This window comes from Streptomyces sp. NPDC046215 (genome assembly GCF_040646215.1).
GTDB lineage: Bacteria > Actinomycetota > Actinomycetes > Streptomycetales > Streptomycetaceae > Streptomyces > Streptomyces stramineus.
Genome location: NZ_JBEYZW010000031.1, coordinates 61,757 through 78,983 on the forward strand (window position 1 = coordinate 61,757; position 17,227 = coordinate 78,983).

The 17,227-nt window shown below is 72.3% G+C and carries 16 protein-coding genes and 1 pseudogene; 5 read left to right on the top strand and 12 right to left on the bottom strand.

Annotated features, from left to right (window positions below; translation table 11 throughout):
• The first annotated feature begins 69 nt into the window (after nt 1–69).
• From ABZ951_RS16165 to ABZ951_RS16180, 4 genes are read left to right on the top strand one after another with little or no spacing between them, the layout of a single operon-like run.
• Complete coding sequence (locus ABZ951_RS16165; RefSeq protein WP_344084832.1) at nt 70–1,083, top strand: ABC transporter ATP-binding protein; 1,014 nt, start codon at nt 70–72, stop codon at nt 1,081–1,083.
• Nucleotides 1,073–1,978, top strand: a complete 906-nt coding sequence (locus tag ABZ951_RS16170; protein ID WP_344084829.1) for an ABC transporter permease — start codon at nt 1,073–1,075, stop codon at nt 1,976–1,978. Before ABZ951_RS16165 ends, ABZ951_RS16170 begins: the two co-directional genes overlap by 11 nt.
• Nucleotides 1,975–2,886, top strand: a complete 912-nt coding sequence (locus ABZ951_RS16175; protein ID WP_344084826.1) for an ABC transporter ATP-binding protein — start codon at nt 1,975–1,977, stop codon at nt 2,884–2,886. The genes ABZ951_RS16170 and ABZ951_RS16175 overlap by 4 nt, the downstream gene beginning before the upstream one ends.
• Nucleotides 2,887–2,902: 16 nt before the next feature.
• Nucleotides 2,903–3,622 carry an ABC transporter permease subunit gene (locus ABZ951_RS16180; protein WP_344084823.1) on the top strand — a complete coding sequence of 240 codons (720 nt, stop codon included), beginning with the start codon at nt 2,903–2,905 and terminating at the stop codon, nt 3,620–3,622.
• Between the two features lie 86 nt (nt 3,623–3,708).
• On the opposite strand, the gene ABZ951_RS16185 is transcribed toward ABZ951_RS16180, so the two are convergent.
• The 3 genes from ABZ951_RS16185 to ABZ951_RS16195 all read right to left on the bottom strand — a co-directional run bounded on the left by ABZ951_RS16185 (nt 3,709) and on the right by ABZ951_RS16195 (nt 6,773).
• The gene (locus ABZ951_RS16185) at nt 3,709–4,659 is read right to left on the bottom strand and encodes an aminoglycoside phosphotransferase family protein (RefSeq protein ID WP_344084820.1); all 951 of its coding nucleotides are present in this window, start codon (nt 4,657–4,659) and stop codon (nt 3,709–3,711) included.
• A 61-nt stretch (nt 4,660–4,720) separates the two neighbouring features.
• Entirely contained in the window at nt 4,721–6,001 is a 1,281-nt protein-coding gene (locus tag ABZ951_RS16190; protein ID WP_344084817.1) for an MFS transporter, read from the bottom strand.
• Between the two features lie 61 nt (nt 6,002–6,062).
• Nucleotides 6,063–6,773, bottom strand: coding sequence for a FadR/GntR family transcriptional regulator (locus ABZ951_RS16195; protein ID WP_344084814.1), 711 nt, complete (start codon nt 6,771–6,773; stop codon nt 6,063–6,065).
• 104 nt (nt 6,774–6,877) lie between these two features.
• Here ABZ951_RS16195 and ABZ951_RS16200 point away from each other — a divergent pair, with 104 nt between their 5' ends.
• Nucleotides 6,878–7,591, top strand: coding sequence for a rhomboid-like protein (locus ABZ951_RS16200; protein WP_344084811.1), 714 nt, complete (start codon nt 6,878–6,880; stop codon nt 7,589–7,591).
• Here ABZ951_RS16200 and ABZ951_RS16205 read toward each other — a convergent pair.
• The 9 genes and pseudogenes from ABZ951_RS16205 to ABZ951_RS16245 all read right to left on the bottom strand — a co-directional run.
• The gene (locus tag ABZ951_RS16205; protein ID WP_344084808.1) at nt 7,533–8,345 is read right to left on the bottom strand and encodes an HAD family hydrolase; all 813 of its coding nucleotides are present in this window, start codon (nt 8,343–8,345) and stop codon (nt 7,533–7,535) included. The two genes, ABZ951_RS16200 and ABZ951_RS16205, sit on opposite strands and share 59 nt — an antisense overlap.
• On the bottom strand, nt 8,342–9,619 hold the full coding sequence (gene serS, locus ABZ951_RS16210) for a serine--tRNA ligase (protein WP_344084805.1): 1,278 nt from the start codon (nt 9,617–9,619) through the stop codon (nt 8,342–8,344). Before serS ends, ABZ951_RS16205 begins: the two co-directional genes overlap by 4 nt.
• A gap of 738 nt (nt 9,620–10,357) precedes the next feature.
• Entirely contained in the window at nt 10,358–11,302 is a 945-nt protein-coding gene (gene pheA / locus ABZ951_RS16215) for a prephenate dehydratase (protein WP_344084802.1), read from the bottom strand.
• A 561-nt stretch (nt 11,303–11,863) separates the two neighbouring features.
• Nucleotides 11,864–13,102, bottom strand: a complete 1,239-nt coding sequence (gene efeB, locus ABZ951_RS16220; protein ID WP_344084799.1) for an iron uptake transporter deferrochelatase/peroxidase subunit — start codon at nt 13,100–13,102, stop codon at nt 11,864–11,866.
• A complete protein-coding gene (locus ABZ951_RS16225) occupies nt 13,102–14,979 on the bottom strand; it encodes a copper resistance protein CopC (RefSeq protein ID WP_344084796.1) in 1,878 nt (625 codons plus the stop codon). Before ABZ951_RS16225 ends, efeB begins: the two co-directional genes overlap by 1 nt.
• A 6-nt stretch (nt 14,980–14,985) precedes the next feature.
• Complete coding sequence (locus ABZ951_RS16230) at nt 14,986–15,465, bottom strand: copper chaperone PCu(A)C (protein ID WP_344084793.1); 480 nt, start codon at nt 15,463–15,465, stop codon at nt 14,986–14,988.
• Nucleotides 15,462–16,112, bottom strand: a complete 651-nt coding sequence (locus ABZ951_RS16235; RefSeq protein WP_344084790.1) for an SCO family protein — start codon at nt 16,110–16,112, stop codon at nt 15,462–15,464. Before ABZ951_RS16235 ends, ABZ951_RS16230 begins: the two co-directional genes overlap by 4 nt.
• Before the next feature lie 89 nt (nt 16,113–16,201).
• Entirely contained in the window at nt 16,202–16,921 is a 720-nt protein-coding gene (locus ABZ951_RS16240) for a YcnI family protein (protein WP_344084787.1), read from the bottom strand.
• Between the two features lie 101 nt (nt 16,922–17,022).
• Nucleotides 17,023–17,227: pseudogene (locus ABZ951_RS16245) on the bottom strand (hypothetical protein); the annotation flags it as partial.

Sequence of the window (17,227 nt, forward strand, 5' to 3'; positions counted from 1 at the left end):
CCCGCCACCCCTACGGGCCCGTCAGACCCGAGGACTACGCGGATCCAGCCGCCTGGTCTGACGACTGCTGTGGCCCGCGCCACTACGGTCGAAGGTGTGACTGTGATCGTTACCGAAAGCCTCAGCAAGCGGTTCCCCCGGGTGACCGCTCTCGACCGGTTGTCCGTCGACATCACGCCGGGCGTGACCGGCCTGGTGGGCGCCAACGGAGCCGGCAAGTCGACGTTGATCAAGATTCTGCTCGGCCTCGCCCCGGCCACCGAGGGCCGGGCCGCCGTGCTGGGTCTGGACGTGGCGACGGAGGGCAGCGCCATCCGGGAGCGGGTCGGGTACATGCCCGAGCACGACTGCCTGCCGCCCGACGTGTCGGCGACCGAGTTCGTCGTCCACATGGCGCGGATGTCCGGCCTGCCCGCCACCGCGGCCCGGGAGCGCACCGCCGACACGCTGCGCCACGTGGGCCTCTACGAGGAGCGGTACCGGCCCATCGGCGGTTATTCGACGGGCATGAAGCAGCGGGTCAAGCTGGCCCAGGCCCTCGTCCACGACCCGAAGCTGGTGCTGCTGGACGAGCCCACCAACGGTCTCGACCCGGTCGGCCGTGACGAGATGCTCGGCCTGATCCGCCGGGTGCACACCGACTTCGGCATCTCGGTCCTGGTCACCTCGCACCTGCTGGGCGAGCTGGAGCGCACCTGTGACCACGTCGTGGTCATCGACGGAGGCAAGCTGCTGCGCTCCTCCTCCACCAGCGACTTCACCCAGGCGACGGCCTCCCTCGCGGTCGAGGTCACCGACTCCGACGCCTACCCGGACGGCACGGGCGCGCTGCTGGCGGCCCTGCGCGCCGCGGGGCTCGCGGCGGAGCCCGCGGGCCGGGCGGCCGACGGCACGCCGGCCTCGGGACGGGTGCTGCTGGTCGACGTCGGCGACGAGTCGACGTACGACCTGGTGCGCGACGCGGTCACCGACCTCGGCCTCGGCCTGGTCCGCATGGAGCAGCGCCGCCACCGCATCGCGGAAGTCTTCCGTACCGACCCCCAGCACGACGACCGGAACGGAGGGACCCCCGATGCCGCCTGAGACCACCACCGCATCCGCGGCAGCGCCGGATGTCATCCACAACATCGGCTACCGCAATTACTCCGGCCCCCGCCTCGGCCGCGGCTACGCCCGCCGGTCGCTGTTCTCGCAGAGCCTGCGCGGCGCCTACGGCCTGGGGCGGTCGGCGAAGTCCAAGGTCCTGCCGATGATCCTCTTCGGGGTGATGTGCGTCCCCGCCGCGATCATGGTGGCGGTCGCCGTGACCACGAAGATGAACGAGCTGCCGGTGGAGTACACGCGGTACGCGATCCTCCTCCAGGCCGTCATCGGCCTCTACCTGGCGGCACAGGCCCCGCAGTCCGTCTCGCGCGACCTGCGGTTCAAGTCCGTCCCGCTGTACTTCTCCCGGCCGATCGAGCGGATCGACTATGTGCTGGCCAAGTTCGGCGCGATGGCGTCGGCGCTGTTCATCCTCACCGGTGTGCCCCTGCTGATCCTCTACGTGGGTGCCCTGCTCGCGAAGCTGGACTTCGCCGAGCAGACGACAGGCTTCGCACAGGGGCTGGTGTCCGTGGCCCTGCTGTCCCTCCTCTTCGCCGGCCTCGGCCTGGTGACGGCCGCCCTCACGCCCCGCCGCGGCTTCGGTGTGGCAGCGGTGATCGCCGTGCTGACCATCTCCTACGGAGCGGTCAGCACGATCCAGAGCATCGCGCTCACCAGTGAGAACACCACCGCGATCAGCTGGCTCGGCCTCTTCTCGCCGATCACTCTCGTCGACGGTGTCCAGACGGCCTTCCTCTCGGCCTCGTCCGCCTTCCCCGGCGGCCACGGCCCGGGCACCGGCCTCGGCGCCGTCTACGTCCTCGTCCTGCTCGCCCTGGTCGCCGGGTCGTACGGGCTGCTGATGCGCCGCTACCGAAAGGTCGGGCTGTGACAACCATCCGCATCGACAACGTCTCCCGCTGGTTCGGCAACGTGGTCGCCGTCAACGACGTCACCGTCTCGGTGGGCCCCGGCGTCACCGGGCTCCTCGGGCCCAACGGCGCGGGGAAGTCCACCCTCATCAACATGATGGGCGGCTTCCTCGCCCCCTCCACTGGCACGGTCACCCTCGACGGCGAGACCATCTGGCGCAACGAGAGCATCTACCGCCACATCGGCATCGTCCCCGAGCGGGAGGCGATGTACGACTTCCTCACCGGCGAGGAGTTCGTCCGGGCCAACGCGGAACTGCACGGCCTGGGCGCCAAGGAGGCCCGGCGGGCGCTGGCCACGGTCGAGATGGAGTACGCGCAGGACCGGCAGATCGCGACGTACAGCAAGGGCATGCGGCAGCGCGTGAAGATGGCCTCCGCCCTCGTCCACGAGCCGTCCGTCCTGCTCCTCGACGAGCCCTTCAACGGCATGGACCCGCGCCAGCGCATGCAGCTGATGGAACTGCTGCGGCAGATGGGTGCGGAGGGCCGCACCGTGCTGTTCTCGTCGCACATCCTCGAAGAGGTCGAGCAACTGGCCGCGCACATCGAGGTCATCGTCGCCGGGCGGCACGCCGCGTCGGGTGACTTCCGCAAGATCCGGCGGCTGATGACGGACCGCCCGCACCGCTACCTCGTGCGCTCCAGCGACGACCGGGCGCTCGCCGCCGCCCTCATCGCCGACCCGTCGACCGCGGGCATCGAAGTGGACGTCCAGGAGGGCGCCCTGCGCGTCCAGGCCGTCGACTTCGGCCGCTTCACCGCCCTCCTGCCGCGCGTCGCCCGCGCGCACGGCATCCGGCTCCTGACGGTCTCGCCCTCCGACGAGTCCCTGGAATCGGTCTTCTCCTACCTCGTCGCGGCCTGAAAGGAGCCTGAGCGCCATGTACAACCACACCGTCGCCCGGCTCACCTACCGCGGCCTGCTCGGCCGCCGCCGTGCCGCGATCCTCTTCGCGCTGCCCGCCCTGCTGATCATCATTTCCGTCGCCGTCCGCGTGCTGACCGGCGTGGACGACTCGACGGCCGCGAACGTCCTGGGCGGCTTCGCGCTCGCCACGATGGTCCCGCTGATCGGCGTCGTCGCCGGCACGGGCGCGATCGGCCCGGAGATCGACGACGGCTCGGTCGTCTATCTCCTCTCCAAGCCCATCAAGCGCCCGACGATCATCTTCACCAAGCTGATCGTCGCGATCGGCGTCACCGTCGCCTTCTCGGCGATCCCGACGCTCGTCGCGGGCTTCATCCTCAACGGCAACAGCCAGCAGATCGCCGTCGCCTACGCGGTGGCCGCGGCCGTCGCCTCCGTCGCCTACAGTGCGATCTTCCTGCTCCTGGGCACCGTCACCCGGCACGCCGTCGTGGCGGGCCTGGTCTACGCCCTGGTCTGGGAGTCGCTCTTCGGCAGCCTCATCGCCGGTGCCCGCACGCTCAGCGTGCAGCAGTGGTCCCTCGCCCTCGCCGAGAGGATCGGCGGGGAGGGGGCCATCACCTCGGAGGTCGGCCTGCCGCTCGCGCTGATCCTGCTGATCGGCGTCACGGCCGCCGCGACCTGGTACGCGGGCCAGAAGCTGCGCACCCTCACGCTCGCCGGGGAAGAGTGACCGGAGCGCGACAGGAGAACAAGTAAGGGGCGGCCTCCATGGAGGCCGCCCCTTACTCATTTCCGCCCTTACTCATTCCCCGCCGGTCAGAGCCGCGCTGCCAGCGCCCGGGCCGCCGTCACCTGCTCGGCGTCCAGCGTGACGGGCTCCCCGTCCTCGGTGTCCTCGACGTCCCACAGGGCGTTCTGCAGCACGCGCCCCAGCGTCCAGCGGGCCGCCCGCCGCCGGTCCAGGCCCAGTACCTCCGTCATCAGGTCGAAGCGGCGGAGCACAGCCTTCTCCGCGTCGCCGGTCGCGGCCAGTTCGTCCCACCGGTCGCGGAGCGCGGGCAGCAGCTCGAAGCCGGGGTCGCCCACCAGGGGCTTGGGGTCGATGGCCAGCCACGGCTCCCGCGCCGCGCCCGGCAGGGGGGCGAGCACGTTCTCGTAGTGCAGGTCCCAGTGCAGGAGCTGGTCCCCCGGCTCGCCCAGGACGTCCCGGACGGCCGCGGCGCAGTTCTCCAGCAGCCGGCCCTCGGCGGGGTCGGCGAGGCGCGGCAGCGCGCCCGGGACGTCGGCGAGCATCGCGCCCGCCACGTCGGCGAGCGGGCGGAGCCCGGCCGGGGCGGGGGCCTTCAGCAGCCGTGCGAGCAGCTCGCACAGCGTCCGCACCGCGACCTCGTGATCGTCTATGGACATCAGGGAGCGGTCGGCGTCCAGCCGCTCCAGCAGCATCGTCCCGGTGGCGGCGTCGTGGTCGAGGAGGCCGACGGCGCCGTCGCCGTCCCAGGCGCGCAGGGCGTCGGGCTCGCCGACGCTCTCGTCGGTGACGGGCTGCAGTTTGAGCGCGGCCGGGGTGCCGTCCGCGCGCAGGACGGGCAGGACGAGGGCGACCATGCCGTGGGAGGCGGGGCCGTCGAGCCGCAGCTCCCAGCGGTCGAGGAAGCCGGCGGCCAGGTCCGGGAGGGCGGCGACCCAGGTGCGGCCGTCCTCCCCGTCGAATTCGTCGTGGAAGGCGGCCAGTTCTGCGGGGACGGCGATCCGGGAAGGCACGTGCATGGGTGACGTTCTCCTCGCGACGGGTGGGGAGGCCCGGGAGGGCCTCCCTCCTCCCAACGTCTCAGATCTTGCGATCGCGCCCGGCTCCACAGCCGAGCACGGCGAGCCCCGCGCACACCACGAGCAGCAGGACGATCGGCAGCGTCCAGCCGCCGGTCGCCTCGTGCACCGCGCCGAGGGCGAACGGGCCGACGGCCGCGAGGAGGTAGCCCCAGGTCTGCGCCATGCCGGAGAGCCGGGCGGCGGTGTGCGCGTCACGGGTGCGCAGCACCATCATCGTCAGCGCGAGACCGAGGGTGCCGCCCTGGCCGACGCCGTACAGTGCGCCCCACACCCACGCGCCCGCGACGGGTGCCACGAGCAGTCCGGCGACGCCCGAGGCCATGAGGGCGACGACGCCGAGGGCCAGCGGCCACTGGGCGCGCATCCGGCCGGCCAGCATCGGCACGACGAACGAGCCGACGGCCTGGACGAGGGTGCTGAAGGCGAAGACGAGGCCGGCCGTGGCCTTGCTCATGCCGTGGTCGACGAAGATCGTCGGCATCCAGGCGATGATCACGTAGGCGACGAGGGACTGCGAACCCATGAAGAGGGTGATCTGCCAGGCCAGCGCGTTGCGGGAGAGGTTGGGTCCGCCGTCCGCGGGCTGCCGGGGCGTCGCGGCCGCCTCGCCGTGGTGGGTGCCCCGGCGGGCGATGACGGCCTGCGGAACCCACGCGGCCGCCGCGACGGCCGCCAGCAGCGACCAGGAGGCGAGGGAGCCCTGCCAGCCGCCTAGCGCGTTCTCCAGGGGGACCGCGGTGGCGGCGGAGACGGTGGCGCCGAGGATCATCGCGGTCGAGTAGAGCGCGGTCATGCCCGGGGCCCGGTCGGGGAAGTCCCGCTTGATCAGGCCCGGCATCAGGACGTTGAGCAGGGCTATCGCCGTGCCGACGAGCGCGCAGCCGACGAACAGCGCGACGACCGGCGGCGCGATGCGCAGCAGGATGCCGCCGCACAGCAGGACGAGCGCGGCGCAGAGCACCGTCTCGGTGCCCCAGCGGCGGGCCAGCCGCGCGGCGAAGATCGAACCGAGGCCCATGAAGACGAGCGGGATGGTCGTCACCAGGCTGCTGGCGGTCGCGGAGAGGTGGAAGTGGTCGCTGATCTCGCCGACGACGGGGGACACGCCGGCGAGCGCCGCCCGCATGTTGAGCGAGGCCAGGACGATGCCGAGCATCACCAGCGCGGGGTGGGCGCGCAGCCGCCGCCGGGCGGCGGCGACGGGGGGTGCCGGCGCCAGGTTCTCCTCCGCGTCGATCAGCGGGGTCTCCGGCCTCGCTTCCGGCCGCGTTTCAGACATGGGGAAACCTTTCGCAGTGGTGCGGGAAAGAAGTACGGGAAGAAATGCGGAAAAAGGGGCGTCAGCTCTCGGCGAGGAGGGACTCCACGGCCCGCTTGGGGCGGTCGAGCAGCAGCCGGGCGGCCTGTTCGGCGGCGTCGGGGTCACCGGAGGCGATGGCGGTCAGAAGGTCGTCGTGGTCGTCGTGGTCGATGCGGGGCATCTCCCGGTCGCCGAGCGCGGTCACCAGGGCCTCGCGCACGGAGCTGCTGAACCAGGTGTACGTGGCCGTCAGGGCGCTGTTGTGGGCCGCCTCCACGACCGCCTTGTGGAACTCCACGTCGTGGTCCGCGTAGAGCTCCAGGCTGCCGGAGTCGGGCTGGCCGTCGGGGTCCTCGAAGGCGGTCTGGGCGTCCAGCGCGGCCCGCATCCGGGCGAGGTCGGCGCTCTCGTGCCGCAGGGCGGCCAGGCGGGCGGCCTCGACCTCCAGGGCGATCCGCAGCTCCAGGACGTCCCGGACGCCGGCGCGCTGCACGCCGCGCATGATCTCCGCGGGGTCGGACATGGAGACGACGAAGGTCCCCTCGCCCTGCCTGGAGCGCAGCATTCCGGCGTGGACGAGCACCCGTACGGCCTCACGGATGGTGTTGCGGCCGACCTGGAGCTCCTCGGCGAGGGCGTGCTCGGTCGGGATGCGCTCGCCGACCTGCCACTCACCCGCGGCGACCTGCGCCCGCAGCTGATCCACGACGGTGTCCACGAGGGACTGCCGTCCCGCCGCCCGCAGTGCCATGCCGTTGCTCCCTCGATGTCTGCCGGACCGATTCGCCCGGTTGCCCAGTCATCCTACAACTGTCGCGAGGTGCGGCCGCGGACTCCCGGGCTACCGTCGGAAGGATGAAGGCCCTCGGATCCCGGATACGCCCCGCGGTGGCCTCCTGGGTCCGTTCCGCGCCCGGCACCCACATCTGGCTGCTGATCATCGGCGTCACCAGCATGGTCATCGCCGCGGCGAGCCAGGACCTGGAGACGTTTCTCCTCCACCGCACCAGCAGCAACATCCACCAACTCGACGCGCACCCGCTGCAGTCGCTGCTGATCAGTGGCTTCTGGATCGAGAACCCCGCGTCGTTCGTCGTCTACGCGGCGCTGTTCGAGCTCGTCCACGCCAATGTCGAGCGCTGGGCGGGCACCTGGCGGTGGCTCTTCACCGTGGGCGTCGCCCACGTCGTGGCCACGCTCGTCAGTCAGGAAGTACTGCTGCTCTCCATCGAGGACCACACGCTGCCGCGGTCGATGAAGCACGTGGTCGACATCGGTGTCTCGTACGGGCTCGCCGCGGCCGCCGGCCTGCTCGCGTACCGCTTCCCCCGCCCCTGGCGGTGGCCGTACCTGGTGGCCGTCGTGCTGTTCTTCGCGATCCCGCTGTGCACCGGCGGCACGTACACCGACATCGGGCACGCGATCGCGGTGGCGGTGGGGCTGGCCTGCCGGCCGCTGACGCGGAACCGGCCGGCCTGGGACTTCTCCTGGCTGCCCCGGCCTCCGGCACTCAGCCGAAGAGGCGCTCCAGCACCACCGCGATGCCGTCGTCGTCGTTCGACGCGGTGACCTCGTCGGCCACGGCCTTCAGCTCCGCGTGGGCATTGGCCATGGCGACGCCGTGCGCGGCCCAGCCGAACATCGGGACGTCGTTGGGCATGTCGCCGAAGGCGATGGTGTCGGCCGCCTTCATGCCCAGCCGGCGCGCGGCCAGCGAGAGGCCGGTGGCCTTGCTGAGCCCCAGCGGCAGCAGTTCGACGATGCCGGGGCCCGCCATCACCACGCCCACCAGGTCACCGGCGATGGTCCGGGCCGTCTCGGCCAGGGCATCGTCGTCGAGGTCGGGGTGCTGGAGGTAGAGCTTGTTCAGCGGGCTGTCCCACAGCCGGGCCGGGTCGGTGACGGGCTCGGGCGCCACGGGCAGTTCGTGCAGCCGGTAGCCGGGGGTGACGAGCACCTCGCCGTCGATGCCGTCCCGGCTGGCCGCGAGGTGCAGCGGGCCGATCTCCGCCTCGATCTTGGCGACGGCCAGGGCGGCGAGCTGCCGGTCCAGCGTCACCGAGGTCAGCAGTCTGTTCTCGCCGGCGTGGTAAACCTGCGCGCCCTGCCCGCATACGGCGAGGCCCCGGTAGTCCAGCGCGTCGAGTATGTACCGCGTCCACGGCACGGACCGGCCGGTGACGATGATGTGCGAGGCACCGGCCGCCGTGGCCCGGAGGAGGGCGGCGCGGGTGCGCTCCGAGACGGTGTCGTCGGAGCGCAGCAGCGTGCCGTCGAGATCGGTCGCGATCAACCGGTACTGCGGCGTGGAGTCCACGGTCACTTGGCCAGGGGCTCCAGGATCTCCCGGCCGCCCAGGAACGGGCGGAGCGCCTCGGGGACGCGGACCGTGCCGTCGGCCTGCTGGTGGTTCTCCAGGATCGCCACGATCGTGCGCGGCACCGCGCACAGGGTGCCGTTGAGCGTGGCCACCGGGCGGACGTTCTTGCCGTCGCGCATCCGCACGGACAGGCGGCGGGCCTGGAACTCGTTGCAGTTCGAGGTGGAGGTCAGCTCACGGTACTTGCCCTGGGTGGGGATCCACGCCTCGCAGTCGAACTTCCGCGAGGCCGAGGAGCCCAGGTCACCGGTGGCGGTGTCGATCACCTGGAAGGGCAGCTCCAGGCTCGTCAGCCACTGCTTCTCCCACTCCAGCAGGCGCGCGTGCTCGGCGTCGGCGTCCTCGGGCGCGATGTAGGAGAACATCTCGACCTTGTCGAACTGGTGGACGCGGAAGATGCCGCGGGTGTCCTTGCCGTACGTACCGGCCTCGCGGCGGAAGCACGGCGAGAAGCCGGCGTAGCGCAGCGGGAGCTGGGCGGACTCCAGGATCTCGTCCATGTGGTAGGCCGCGAGCGGCACCTCGGACGTGCCGACGAGGTACAGGTCGTCGTTGTCCAGGTGGTAGACGTCCTGGGCGGCCTGGCCGAGGAAGCCGGTGCCCTCCATGGCGCGCGGCTTGACCAGCGCGGGGGTGAGCATCGGGGTGAAACCGGCCGCGGTGGCCTGGGCGATGGCGGCGTTGACGAGCGCGAGCTCCAGGAGCGCGCCGATGCCCGTCAGGTAGTAGAAGCGCGAGCCGGATACCTTCGCGCCGCGCTCGACGTCGATCGCGCCCAGCGTCTGGCCGAGCTCCAGGTGGTCCTTGGGCTCGAAGCCCTCGGCGGCGAAGTCGCGCGGGGTGCCGACGGTCTCCAGGACGACGAAGTCGTCCTCGCCGCCGACCGGCACGTCGGGGTGGACGAGGTTGCCGATCTGCAGGAGGAGGCGCTGTGCCTCGGCGGCGGCCTCGTCCTGCTCGGCGTCAGCGGCCTTGACGGCGGCGGACAGCTCGCCGGCCTTCTTCAGCAGCGCGGTCTTCTCGTCACCGGTGGCCTTGGGAATGAGCTTGCCGAGCGACTTCTGCTCGGAGCGCAGTTCATCGAAGCGGACGCTGGACGACCTGCGCCGTTCGTCGGCGGAGAGCAGCGCGTCGACGACGTCGACGTCCTCTCCACGGGCGCGCTGGGAGGCGCGCACACGGTCGGGGTCCTCACGAAGCAGGCGAAGGTCAATCACCCCACCAGGCTACCGTTGCGGGCGCGATCACTCGACGCGATATTCCAGTTCGTTGCCATTTGCCCCATTTTGGGGAGTATGGAAAAGGCGGTGAATAACCGGCGGGCGGTCCCGTGCGGAAATGCGAGCGCATTTGCCGAAAAGGGGCATAGGGGCGGCGCGGCGAGCGATCGGCCGTGCGGGAGGCGGGAGTTGGGCGGCCGGTTGTCCACAGGGGTCGGGTGGCCGGATTCTTTATCCACAGGCTGTGCGTGAAATCTGTGGACACCGGAATCGAACATTCCGCTCCGTTTTGCCCTGTGGCGAGGATTCCTTGGTCAAACCTCGTTCGGCCACTCATTCGGGTGTAATTGCCTCGCCCCAAAGGGTTGTTTAGCGACATCTGGCTGACGGGTGCCGGGTGTTGAGCGGGCCGGGCCGGGGGTTCGGGCTGTGGATGACGGCTCTGTGGCTAGAGAGATTTGTCGACCCTGAGCCCTCCGGAAAGCCTGCGAGCGCTTCGCTCTGTCGACTTATCCCCAGGTCGAGAACGAACCTGTGGATAACCCTGTGGGTGATCAATACCGGGCGGCCCGCCGGTGTCTTTCGGCTGCGGGCCTGTCGCTGCCGCCTGCGGCGGCGAGCGCGCTGCGGGCGCGTCTTGGAGCACCGGGCCGGCTGTTGTGCCGTGTCCTCCGGCGCCGGACGGGCTTTCCAGCCCGTCCGGGGGCGCCTCTGGGGGCACCCCACGACCAGGGCCTAGGCGCGGCCGTCCTGGCAGCGCGCCAGCCAGTCCGCGGCCGCCACGAAGTCGGCGTCGGACGTGCCCGGCCGCACCTGCGTGCCCGCCGCGAGCGCCTGCGAGTCCACGCCCGCGCGCGGGTACGAGCCGAGGAACCGCACCTTCGGGCAGGTCCGCTTGAGTCCCATCAGGGTCTCGGCCACCCGGCGGTCGGTGATGTGCCCCTCGCAGTCGACCGAGAAGCAGTAGCGGCCCATGCCCTCGCCCGTCGGCCGCGACTCGATCCGCATCAGGTTCACCCCGCGCGCCGAGAACTCCTGCAGCAGCTCCAGCAGCGCACCGGGGTGGTCGTCGCCCAGCCAGACCACGAGCGACGTCCGGTCCGTGCCCGTCCGCGCCGCCGGGCGGGCCGGCCGGCCGGCCAGCACGAAGCGGGTCTGCGCGTTCTTCGCGTCGTGGATGTCGGTGACCAGCGGCTCCAGGCCGTACGTCGCCGCCGCGAACTCCCCGGCGAAGGCGGCGTCGTAGCGCCCCTCCTGCACCAGCCGTGCCCCGTCCGCGTTGGACGCCGACGACTCCCACAGGACGTCCGGCAGGTGCGCGGCGAGCCACTTGCGCACCTGCGGCTGGGCGACCGGGTGCCCGGTCACCGTCTTGATGTCGGTCAGGGCGGTGCCGGGGCGGACGAGCAGCGCGAAGGCGATTTGCAGCAGCACCTCGCGGTAGATCATCAGCGGGGCGCCGGTGGCGAGTTCGTCGAGGGTGGCGGTGACACCGCCCTCGACGGAATTCTCGATCGGCACGAGTGCGGCGGCGGCCTCACCGCTGCGCACGGCGTCCAGCGCGGTGGGCACGGACACCATCGGCACGAGCTCCCGGGTGGCCGCCTCGGGCAGGGTCCGCAGGGCGGCCTCGGTGAAGGTGCCCTCGGGGCCGAGATAGGTGTAGCGACTGGCCGACATACCGGGGCTCCTTGGGATCGCTTCGGGGGCTGATCGTCAGCCTACCGACCCCTTGGGGTCGGGCCCTCGGGATCGGCTCCCCCCGGACCAGGCCACGCGGCCGCACCGGCTCGGCCGGGCGTGGGGCGGCCCGAGGGACGGTTGCCCCGGCCCGCCGGGCGCGTGGGCACGTGGTGCCTGCGGCCCGTGAGTGGGGGCCGGCCGGGCCCGGGTCCTACGTACGCGCGGCCGGCATCCGGCTCCTGCCGTTGCCTACGGTGCGCGGGCACCGTGGCTCCGCCGGGCGTGGGGCGGCCTGAGCGGCGGTTACCCCGGCCCGCCGGGGGCGTGGGCACGTGGTGCCTGCGGCCCGTGGGCGCGGGTCGGCCGGGCCTGCTTCTGCTGGCGCGCGCGAGCGCACCGGCTTCGCCGGGCGTGAGGCGGCCCGAGGGACGGTTACCCCTCCCCCCACCGGGCGCGTGCGCACGCGTCGCGTGTGGCCCGTGGGCGGGACCGGCCGGGCCCGGGCCGCCGCAACCCCGGCGCCCACGTGACCGCGGCCTGGTCCGCCCCCCCTGCCCCCTACCCCTCCAGCAACCGCTGCCCCACGTACTCGCCCGGTGCGCAGCCGCCCGGGACAGCGAAGAGGCCGCTCGACTCGTGGCGGAGGAAGCGGGAGAGGCCGTCGCCCCGGTCCAGCTTGCGCTGGACCGGTACGAAGCCCTTGCGAGGGTCCGCCTGCCAGGCGACGAACAGCAGCCCGGCGTCCGGGGCCCCGTCGTCGAGGACGCCGTCCTGGTACGAGAACGCCCGGCGCAGCATCGCGGCCCCCCGGTTGGACTCCGGCGCCGCGACCCGGATGTGCGCGTCGCCCGCGATGGCCAGCGAACCGTCCTCGCGGATCTTGTCCAGGTCGACCGGCGTCGTCTCCGTGCCGCCGGACAGCGGCGCCCCGTCGGACTTGCGGCGCCCGATGACCTTCTCCTGGCGCTCCAGCGACAGGTGGTCCCAGCTGTCGAGCAACATGCGGATGCGCCGGACGACCGCGTAGGAGCCCCCGGCCATCCAGTCGCCGGAGTCGTCCGGCACGAACACCCGGGCGGCGAAGTCGGGATCCGAGGGCTTGGGGTTGTTCGTCCCGTCGATCTGCCCCATGAGGTTCCGCCCGGTCCGCGGCCGCGCCGTGGCGCCCGGCGTCCGGTTGAAGCCCGTCATCTGCCAGCGCGGCCGTACCGCGTCCCCGGCCTGCTTGCGCAGCAGCCGCACGGCGTGGAAGGCGACGAGCGGGTCGTCGGCGCCGATCTGCACCCACAGATCGCCGTCGCTCCGCTTGGCGTCGAGCGCGTCACCGGTGAAGGCGGGCAGCGGCTGAAGTGCGACGGGCCGCCGGGCGGCCAGTCCCGTGCGGTCGAAGAAGGTCCGGCCGAACCCGAAGGTGACGGTCAGCGCCGACGGGCCCGCGTCGAGCGCGATCCCGGTGTCGTCGCCCCGGGGCACCTCGCCCGCCATCAGCTCGGCCGCCGTCGCCGACCAGCGCCGCAGCAGGGCCGCGGCCGCCTTGCGGTCGGCGCCCGGCGCGAGGTCGAAGGCCAGCAGATGGCCGCACGCCTGCGCGGGGTCGGCGATCCCGGCCTGATGTTTCCCGTGAAACATCCGTTCGGTCTCGCCGACGCCGGAGAGGGCCGCCGGCTCGTCCCGCACGGCGTCGGCGGCGAACGCGCCGGCCCCGCCGCCCATGACGAGGCCGGCCGCGCCGACGGCTCCGGCGGTGCCCAGGAGCCGCCGCCGGCTGATCGTGTCGTCCTGCACCTGTTCAGCCATCAGTTGATCTTCACGTTCTCGATTTCCGTGACCTGGTCGATGTCGGAGGTCCGTACGGTCAGGGTGAGCTGCCACTCGCCGCCCATGGGCAGCTGGAAGCCGCGGGCTTCCCAGCGGCCGGTGTCCAGCCGCTTGAGGGAGGCGCGCAGCGGCCCGATCTTCTTCCGCGTCTCGGTGAAGGACACCTCCAGCTCCGGCACGTCCACGGGCTTGCCGGCCGGGTCGGTCAGGGAGACGCCGAGGGTGTTGTCGCCGGAGCGCGCCGGGTCGATGCGCACGGCGGCCGTGCCGCGCCCGTTCGTCCCGCCGGTGTCGTAGTCGATCGTCAGCTCGGCCGGTCCGGTGGCCGCCGGAGCCGTGGCACCGGCCGCGCCGGCCGCCTGCTTCTGTTCGGTTTCAGCCCGGCCGGGCTGTGTGCCGGTGAGCAGGGTGGTGACGGCGAGGACGACGACCGCGACGGCCGTCTCGGCGAGGACGGAGCGCCGCAGCCCGCTGCGGTTCTCGTCCCCGTCGCGCTTCCGCTTCCCGGCGGCCTTGGTGAGCGCGGCCTGCTGCCGGGCGAGCTGGGCGGCCCGCTCGGCGGTGACGCCGTCGCTCTTGCCGCTCCTCGCCGCCTTCACCGCGGGCGCCTTGGCCTTCCTAGGCTCCGTACGGTCCGCGAGGCGGCCCGTCCAGCGCCGGGAGAAGTACGCCAGCCCCACCAGGACGACCACCAGCCCGGCCTTGATCAGCAGCAGCCGCCCGTACTCGGTCCCGGTGAGCGCGCCCCACGAGCCGACCTGCCGCCAGGACTGGTACAGCCCGGTGGCCACCAGGACGCACACGGACGCGAACGCGAGCCGTGAGAAGCGCTGGACGGCGGCCCGCCGGATCGGCTCGCCCGTCCACAGCGTCGCGAGCAGGGCGGCCAGTCCGCCCAGCCACACCGCGACGCCCAGCAGGTGCAGCACGTCGACCGGCATCGCCAGCCACGGCTGGAGCCCGGCCGAGGCGTGCTCGGCCATCGCCCAGGTGGCCGCCAGCCCGGTCGCGACGACCGCGCCGCCGGCCCCGAGCCCGTAGGCCACGTCCCGGCGTTCGTGCCGGGTGCGGCCGTCGTCCTCGCGGGCGTAGGAGCCGAAGAGCACGGCGAGGAAGACGGCCGCGGCGCTCAGCAGCAGCAGCCGGGAGAGCAGGGCCGCGCCCGGCTTGGTGGCCAGCACGTCGCCGAGCACCGCGAGGTCGAACACGGCCGACGGGCCCCTGCCGCTCGTATAGGCCCCGCGCAGCAGCAGCAGCGCGACGGTGGAGCCGAAGAGGGTGAGCCAGCCGCCCACCGCGACCCGCTGCACGGGCCGCGACGAGCGGCACACGCCCGCGAAGACGCAGCCGCCGACCAGCAGGACGAACCCGGTGTACGCCGCGTACCGCCCGGTCCCGTACAGCGCGTCGACGGTCGGGTCGATCTTCGCCGTCGTCACTTTCGCCGTCGTCTTCGACGGCGCGCCTATGGAGAAGGTGAAGGCCCCGGCCACCGGGTGGCTGTCCTCCGACACCGCCTGCCAGGCCACCGTGTAGGTGCCGTCGGCGATGCCGCTGCGCAGCCCGACGGCCGCGGTACCGGACTTGCCGTCCACGTGCGCGGGCTTGCCCTCGTCGACGCGCTCCCCCCGCGGGTCGAGGACCCGCAGGGAGTCCGCGGTGAGCAGGACTCCTTCGGAGAAGGTGAGCACGACCCGCTGGGGTGCGGCCGGCACGACCGAGCCGTCGGCGGGGTCGGTGGAGGTCAGCGCGGCGTGCGCCGACGCGGTGCCCGCGCCGGGGCCGATCGCGCACAGCAGGGCGGCGAGCAGGGTGCCGAGGAGCGGCAGCAGCCGCCCGGCGGTCAGGGTCTTCATCGCACGTCAGTCCTTCGGGCGGAAGGTCGTGTTCTCGACGGGCACCTTGATCTTGATGGTTCCGGACGTGGCGAAGTGCAGGGTGAACTCGATCTTCTCGCCCACTTCGGGCTTGTGTCCGAGCTTGCCGAGCATGAGGTGGGTGCCGCCGCGCGCGAGCTTGAGCTCGCCCTTGGCGGGAACCTCCAGCGCGGCCGCGTGCTTCATCTGCGAGCCCTCGGTGGTGTGCATGGTGATGTCACGCGAGAGCGGGCTGGTGACGGAGGTGAGCTTGTCGGCCTTGCCGCCCTCGTTCCGGACGGTGAGGTACGCGGAGGCCATGTCGGTCATCGCGGGCCGCGGCAGGTAGGCGCCGCTGACGGACAGCTCGGGGTTGCCCGTGGACAGGGCGTTCTTCTCCGTCTGGCAGCCGGTGACCAGGAGGAGCCCCCCGGCGAGCACGAGCGGCAGGGCGACGGCGGTGGCGGTGGTGGACTTGGCGATCACGGGTTCTCCCCCTTGACGATCTTCGGGAGATCCTTGGCGTACTGGGCTGCGGTCGCGTCGGTGGTGTAGAGCCAGTGGCCCCCGTCGTCCTTCGGCGAGAAGCCGACGACCTCGGCGCCGTGGCTGACGGTGATGGAGCCGTCCTTCTCCTTCTTCGGCTTCTCCACGAAGATGCCGAGCGGTTTGGCGGCCGCCTGGATCGTGTCGAAGTCGCCGGTCAGGCCGACGATGTCCTGACCGCCCTGGGCGTCGAGCCACTCCCGGATGCGCTTGGGGGTGTCCCGGGCGGGGTCGGTCGTCACGAAGACGACCTTGAGGTTCTTCCGGTCGGCCTCGGGCAGCTTCTTGGCGCCTTCGGCCATGTCGGCGACGACGGTGGAGCAGACGTCGGGGCAGTAGGTGTAGCCGAAGTACAGGAGGACGGGGTGGCCCTTGGTCTCCTGGACCAGCTCGTACTTCTTGTCGGACGTGTCGGTCAGGACCAGGTCCGGCTTGGCCTTGGGGCTGTCCAGGGTGATCGGCATCTTCTTGGGCGCCGCGGAGACGTCCGCCGCGGGCTTGTCGCTGTCGTCGCCCGAGCCGCCGCAGGCGGTCAGGGCGAGCGCGGCGGCGGTGGCCAGGCCCGCCGCCAGGATCTTGGTGCGCATGGAGCTCTTCTCCAGGGTTCGGTCAGGGGTACGGGGGCGGCGCCGCGCGCACGCGCGTGCTGCCGCCCCCGCCGTTCCGGGCGTCGGCGTCAGGCCGAGCGACGGCGTACGGCGAGCACGCCGAAGGCGACGCCCGCGATGCCGACGACGATGCCGGCGATGCCGAGGGCACGGGCGGTGGTGTCGGAGCTGTCGCCCTTGTCGGCGGCGGCCTCGGTCTTGTCGCTCTTCGCGGCCTTGTCGTCGGCCGGCCCCGCGTTCTTGGCGGCGCCCTTGGCGATGAGCTTCAGGGTCGGGGCCGGGTGTTCGGCCTCGGCGCCGCCCGGCTTGGAGGCGTCGATCCAGCGGACGACGTCGTCGTCGGAGTAGGTCTGCAGCGCCTTGAAGACCATCTCGTCGGCGTCGGTGGGCAGCTGGCCGACCGACAGCGGGAACTGCTGGAACTGACCCGGCTCGATCTTGCCGCCGGACCAGATGATCTTGCTGACGGCCTCGTCGATCGTCTTGCCGTGCGACTGCAGCGGCTTGTCGAGCTTGCTCTTCTCGACCTTGACCTCCCAGCCGGGCACGGGCTGGACCGTCACGGAGGACAGCGGGTGCTTGGGGTCGAGGGTGACTTCGAGCTTCACCGTCGAGGCGTCGTTCTTCTCGTTCGGCACCTTGAAGGCGATGGTGCTGTAGCCGCCCTTCTCGGCGGTGCCGGGCTGCACGCTGACGTGCGCGGCGGCGGGGCCGGCGAGCAGCAGCACGCCGCCGGCGGCGAGACCGGCGACGAGGGGGAGACGGCGGCGGGCGGTCTTGGCGTTCATGGGGACACTCCACAGGCAGGAGGGACGGATAAGGGTGCTGGCGCGCGTGCGGCGACACCGCGCCCGCCCTCCCGTCCTCAGTGCCGGAGTGCGTCGCGTCGTCAGGCCGCGAGGGTGAGGCGCGGCGGTCCCCGCCTGATGACGACATGCTGGAGCACCGGCTCCGCGGCCGGCCGTTCTTCGTCCCCGTAGGCACCCCGGGCGGGCGCCGGGCCCCGGGCGGAGCGGCTGCTGCGCCCGGTCCTGGACGTGTTCCAGACCATGCCGCAGTTCGTGTACCTGATCCCCGTCGTCGCCCTGTTCGGC

Coding starts and splice junctions, on each gene's coding strand:
- ABZ951_RS16170 (WP_344084829.1), top strand. CDS start 1,073: ATGCCGCCTGAGACCACCACCGCATCCGCGGCAGCGCCGGATGTCATC.
- ABZ951_RS16180 (WP_344084823.1), top strand. CDS start 2,903: ATGTACAACCACACCGTCGCCCGGCTCACCTACCGCGGCCTGCTCGGC.
- ABZ951_RS16185 (WP_344084820.1), bottom strand. CDS start 4,659: ATGCACGTGCCTTCCCGGATCGCCGTCCCCGCAGAACTGGCCGCCTTC.
- ABZ951_RS16190 (WP_344084817.1), bottom strand. CDS start 6,001: ATGTCTGAAACGCGGCCGGAAGCGAGGCCGGAGACCCCGCTGATCGAC.
- ABZ951_RS16195 (WP_344084814.1), bottom strand. CDS start 6,773: ATGGCACTGCGGGCGGCGGGACGGCAGTCCCTCGTGGACACCGTCGTG.
- ABZ951_RS16200 (WP_344084811.1), top strand. CDS start 6,878: ATGAAGGCCCTCGGATCCCGGATACGCCCCGCGGTGGCCTCCTGGGTC.
- pheA (WP_344084802.1), bottom strand. CDS start 11,302: ATGTCGGCCAGTCGCTACACCTATCTCGGCCCCGAGGGCACCTTCACC.
- efeB (WP_344084799.1), bottom strand. CDS start 13,102: ATGGCTGAACAGGTGCAGGACGACACGATCAGCCGGCGGCGGCTCCTG.
- ABZ951_RS16225 (WP_344084796.1), bottom strand. CDS start 14,979: ATGAAGACCCTGACCGCCGGGCGGCTGCTGCCGCTCCTCGGCACCCTG.
- ABZ951_RS16235 (WP_344084790.1), bottom strand. CDS start 16,112: ATGCGCACCAAGATCCTGGCGGCGGGCCTGGCCACCGCCGCCGCGCTC.
- ABZ951_RS16240 (WP_344084787.1), bottom strand. CDS start 16,921: ATGAACGCCAAGACCGCCCGCCGCCGTCTCCCCCTCGTCGCCGGTCTC.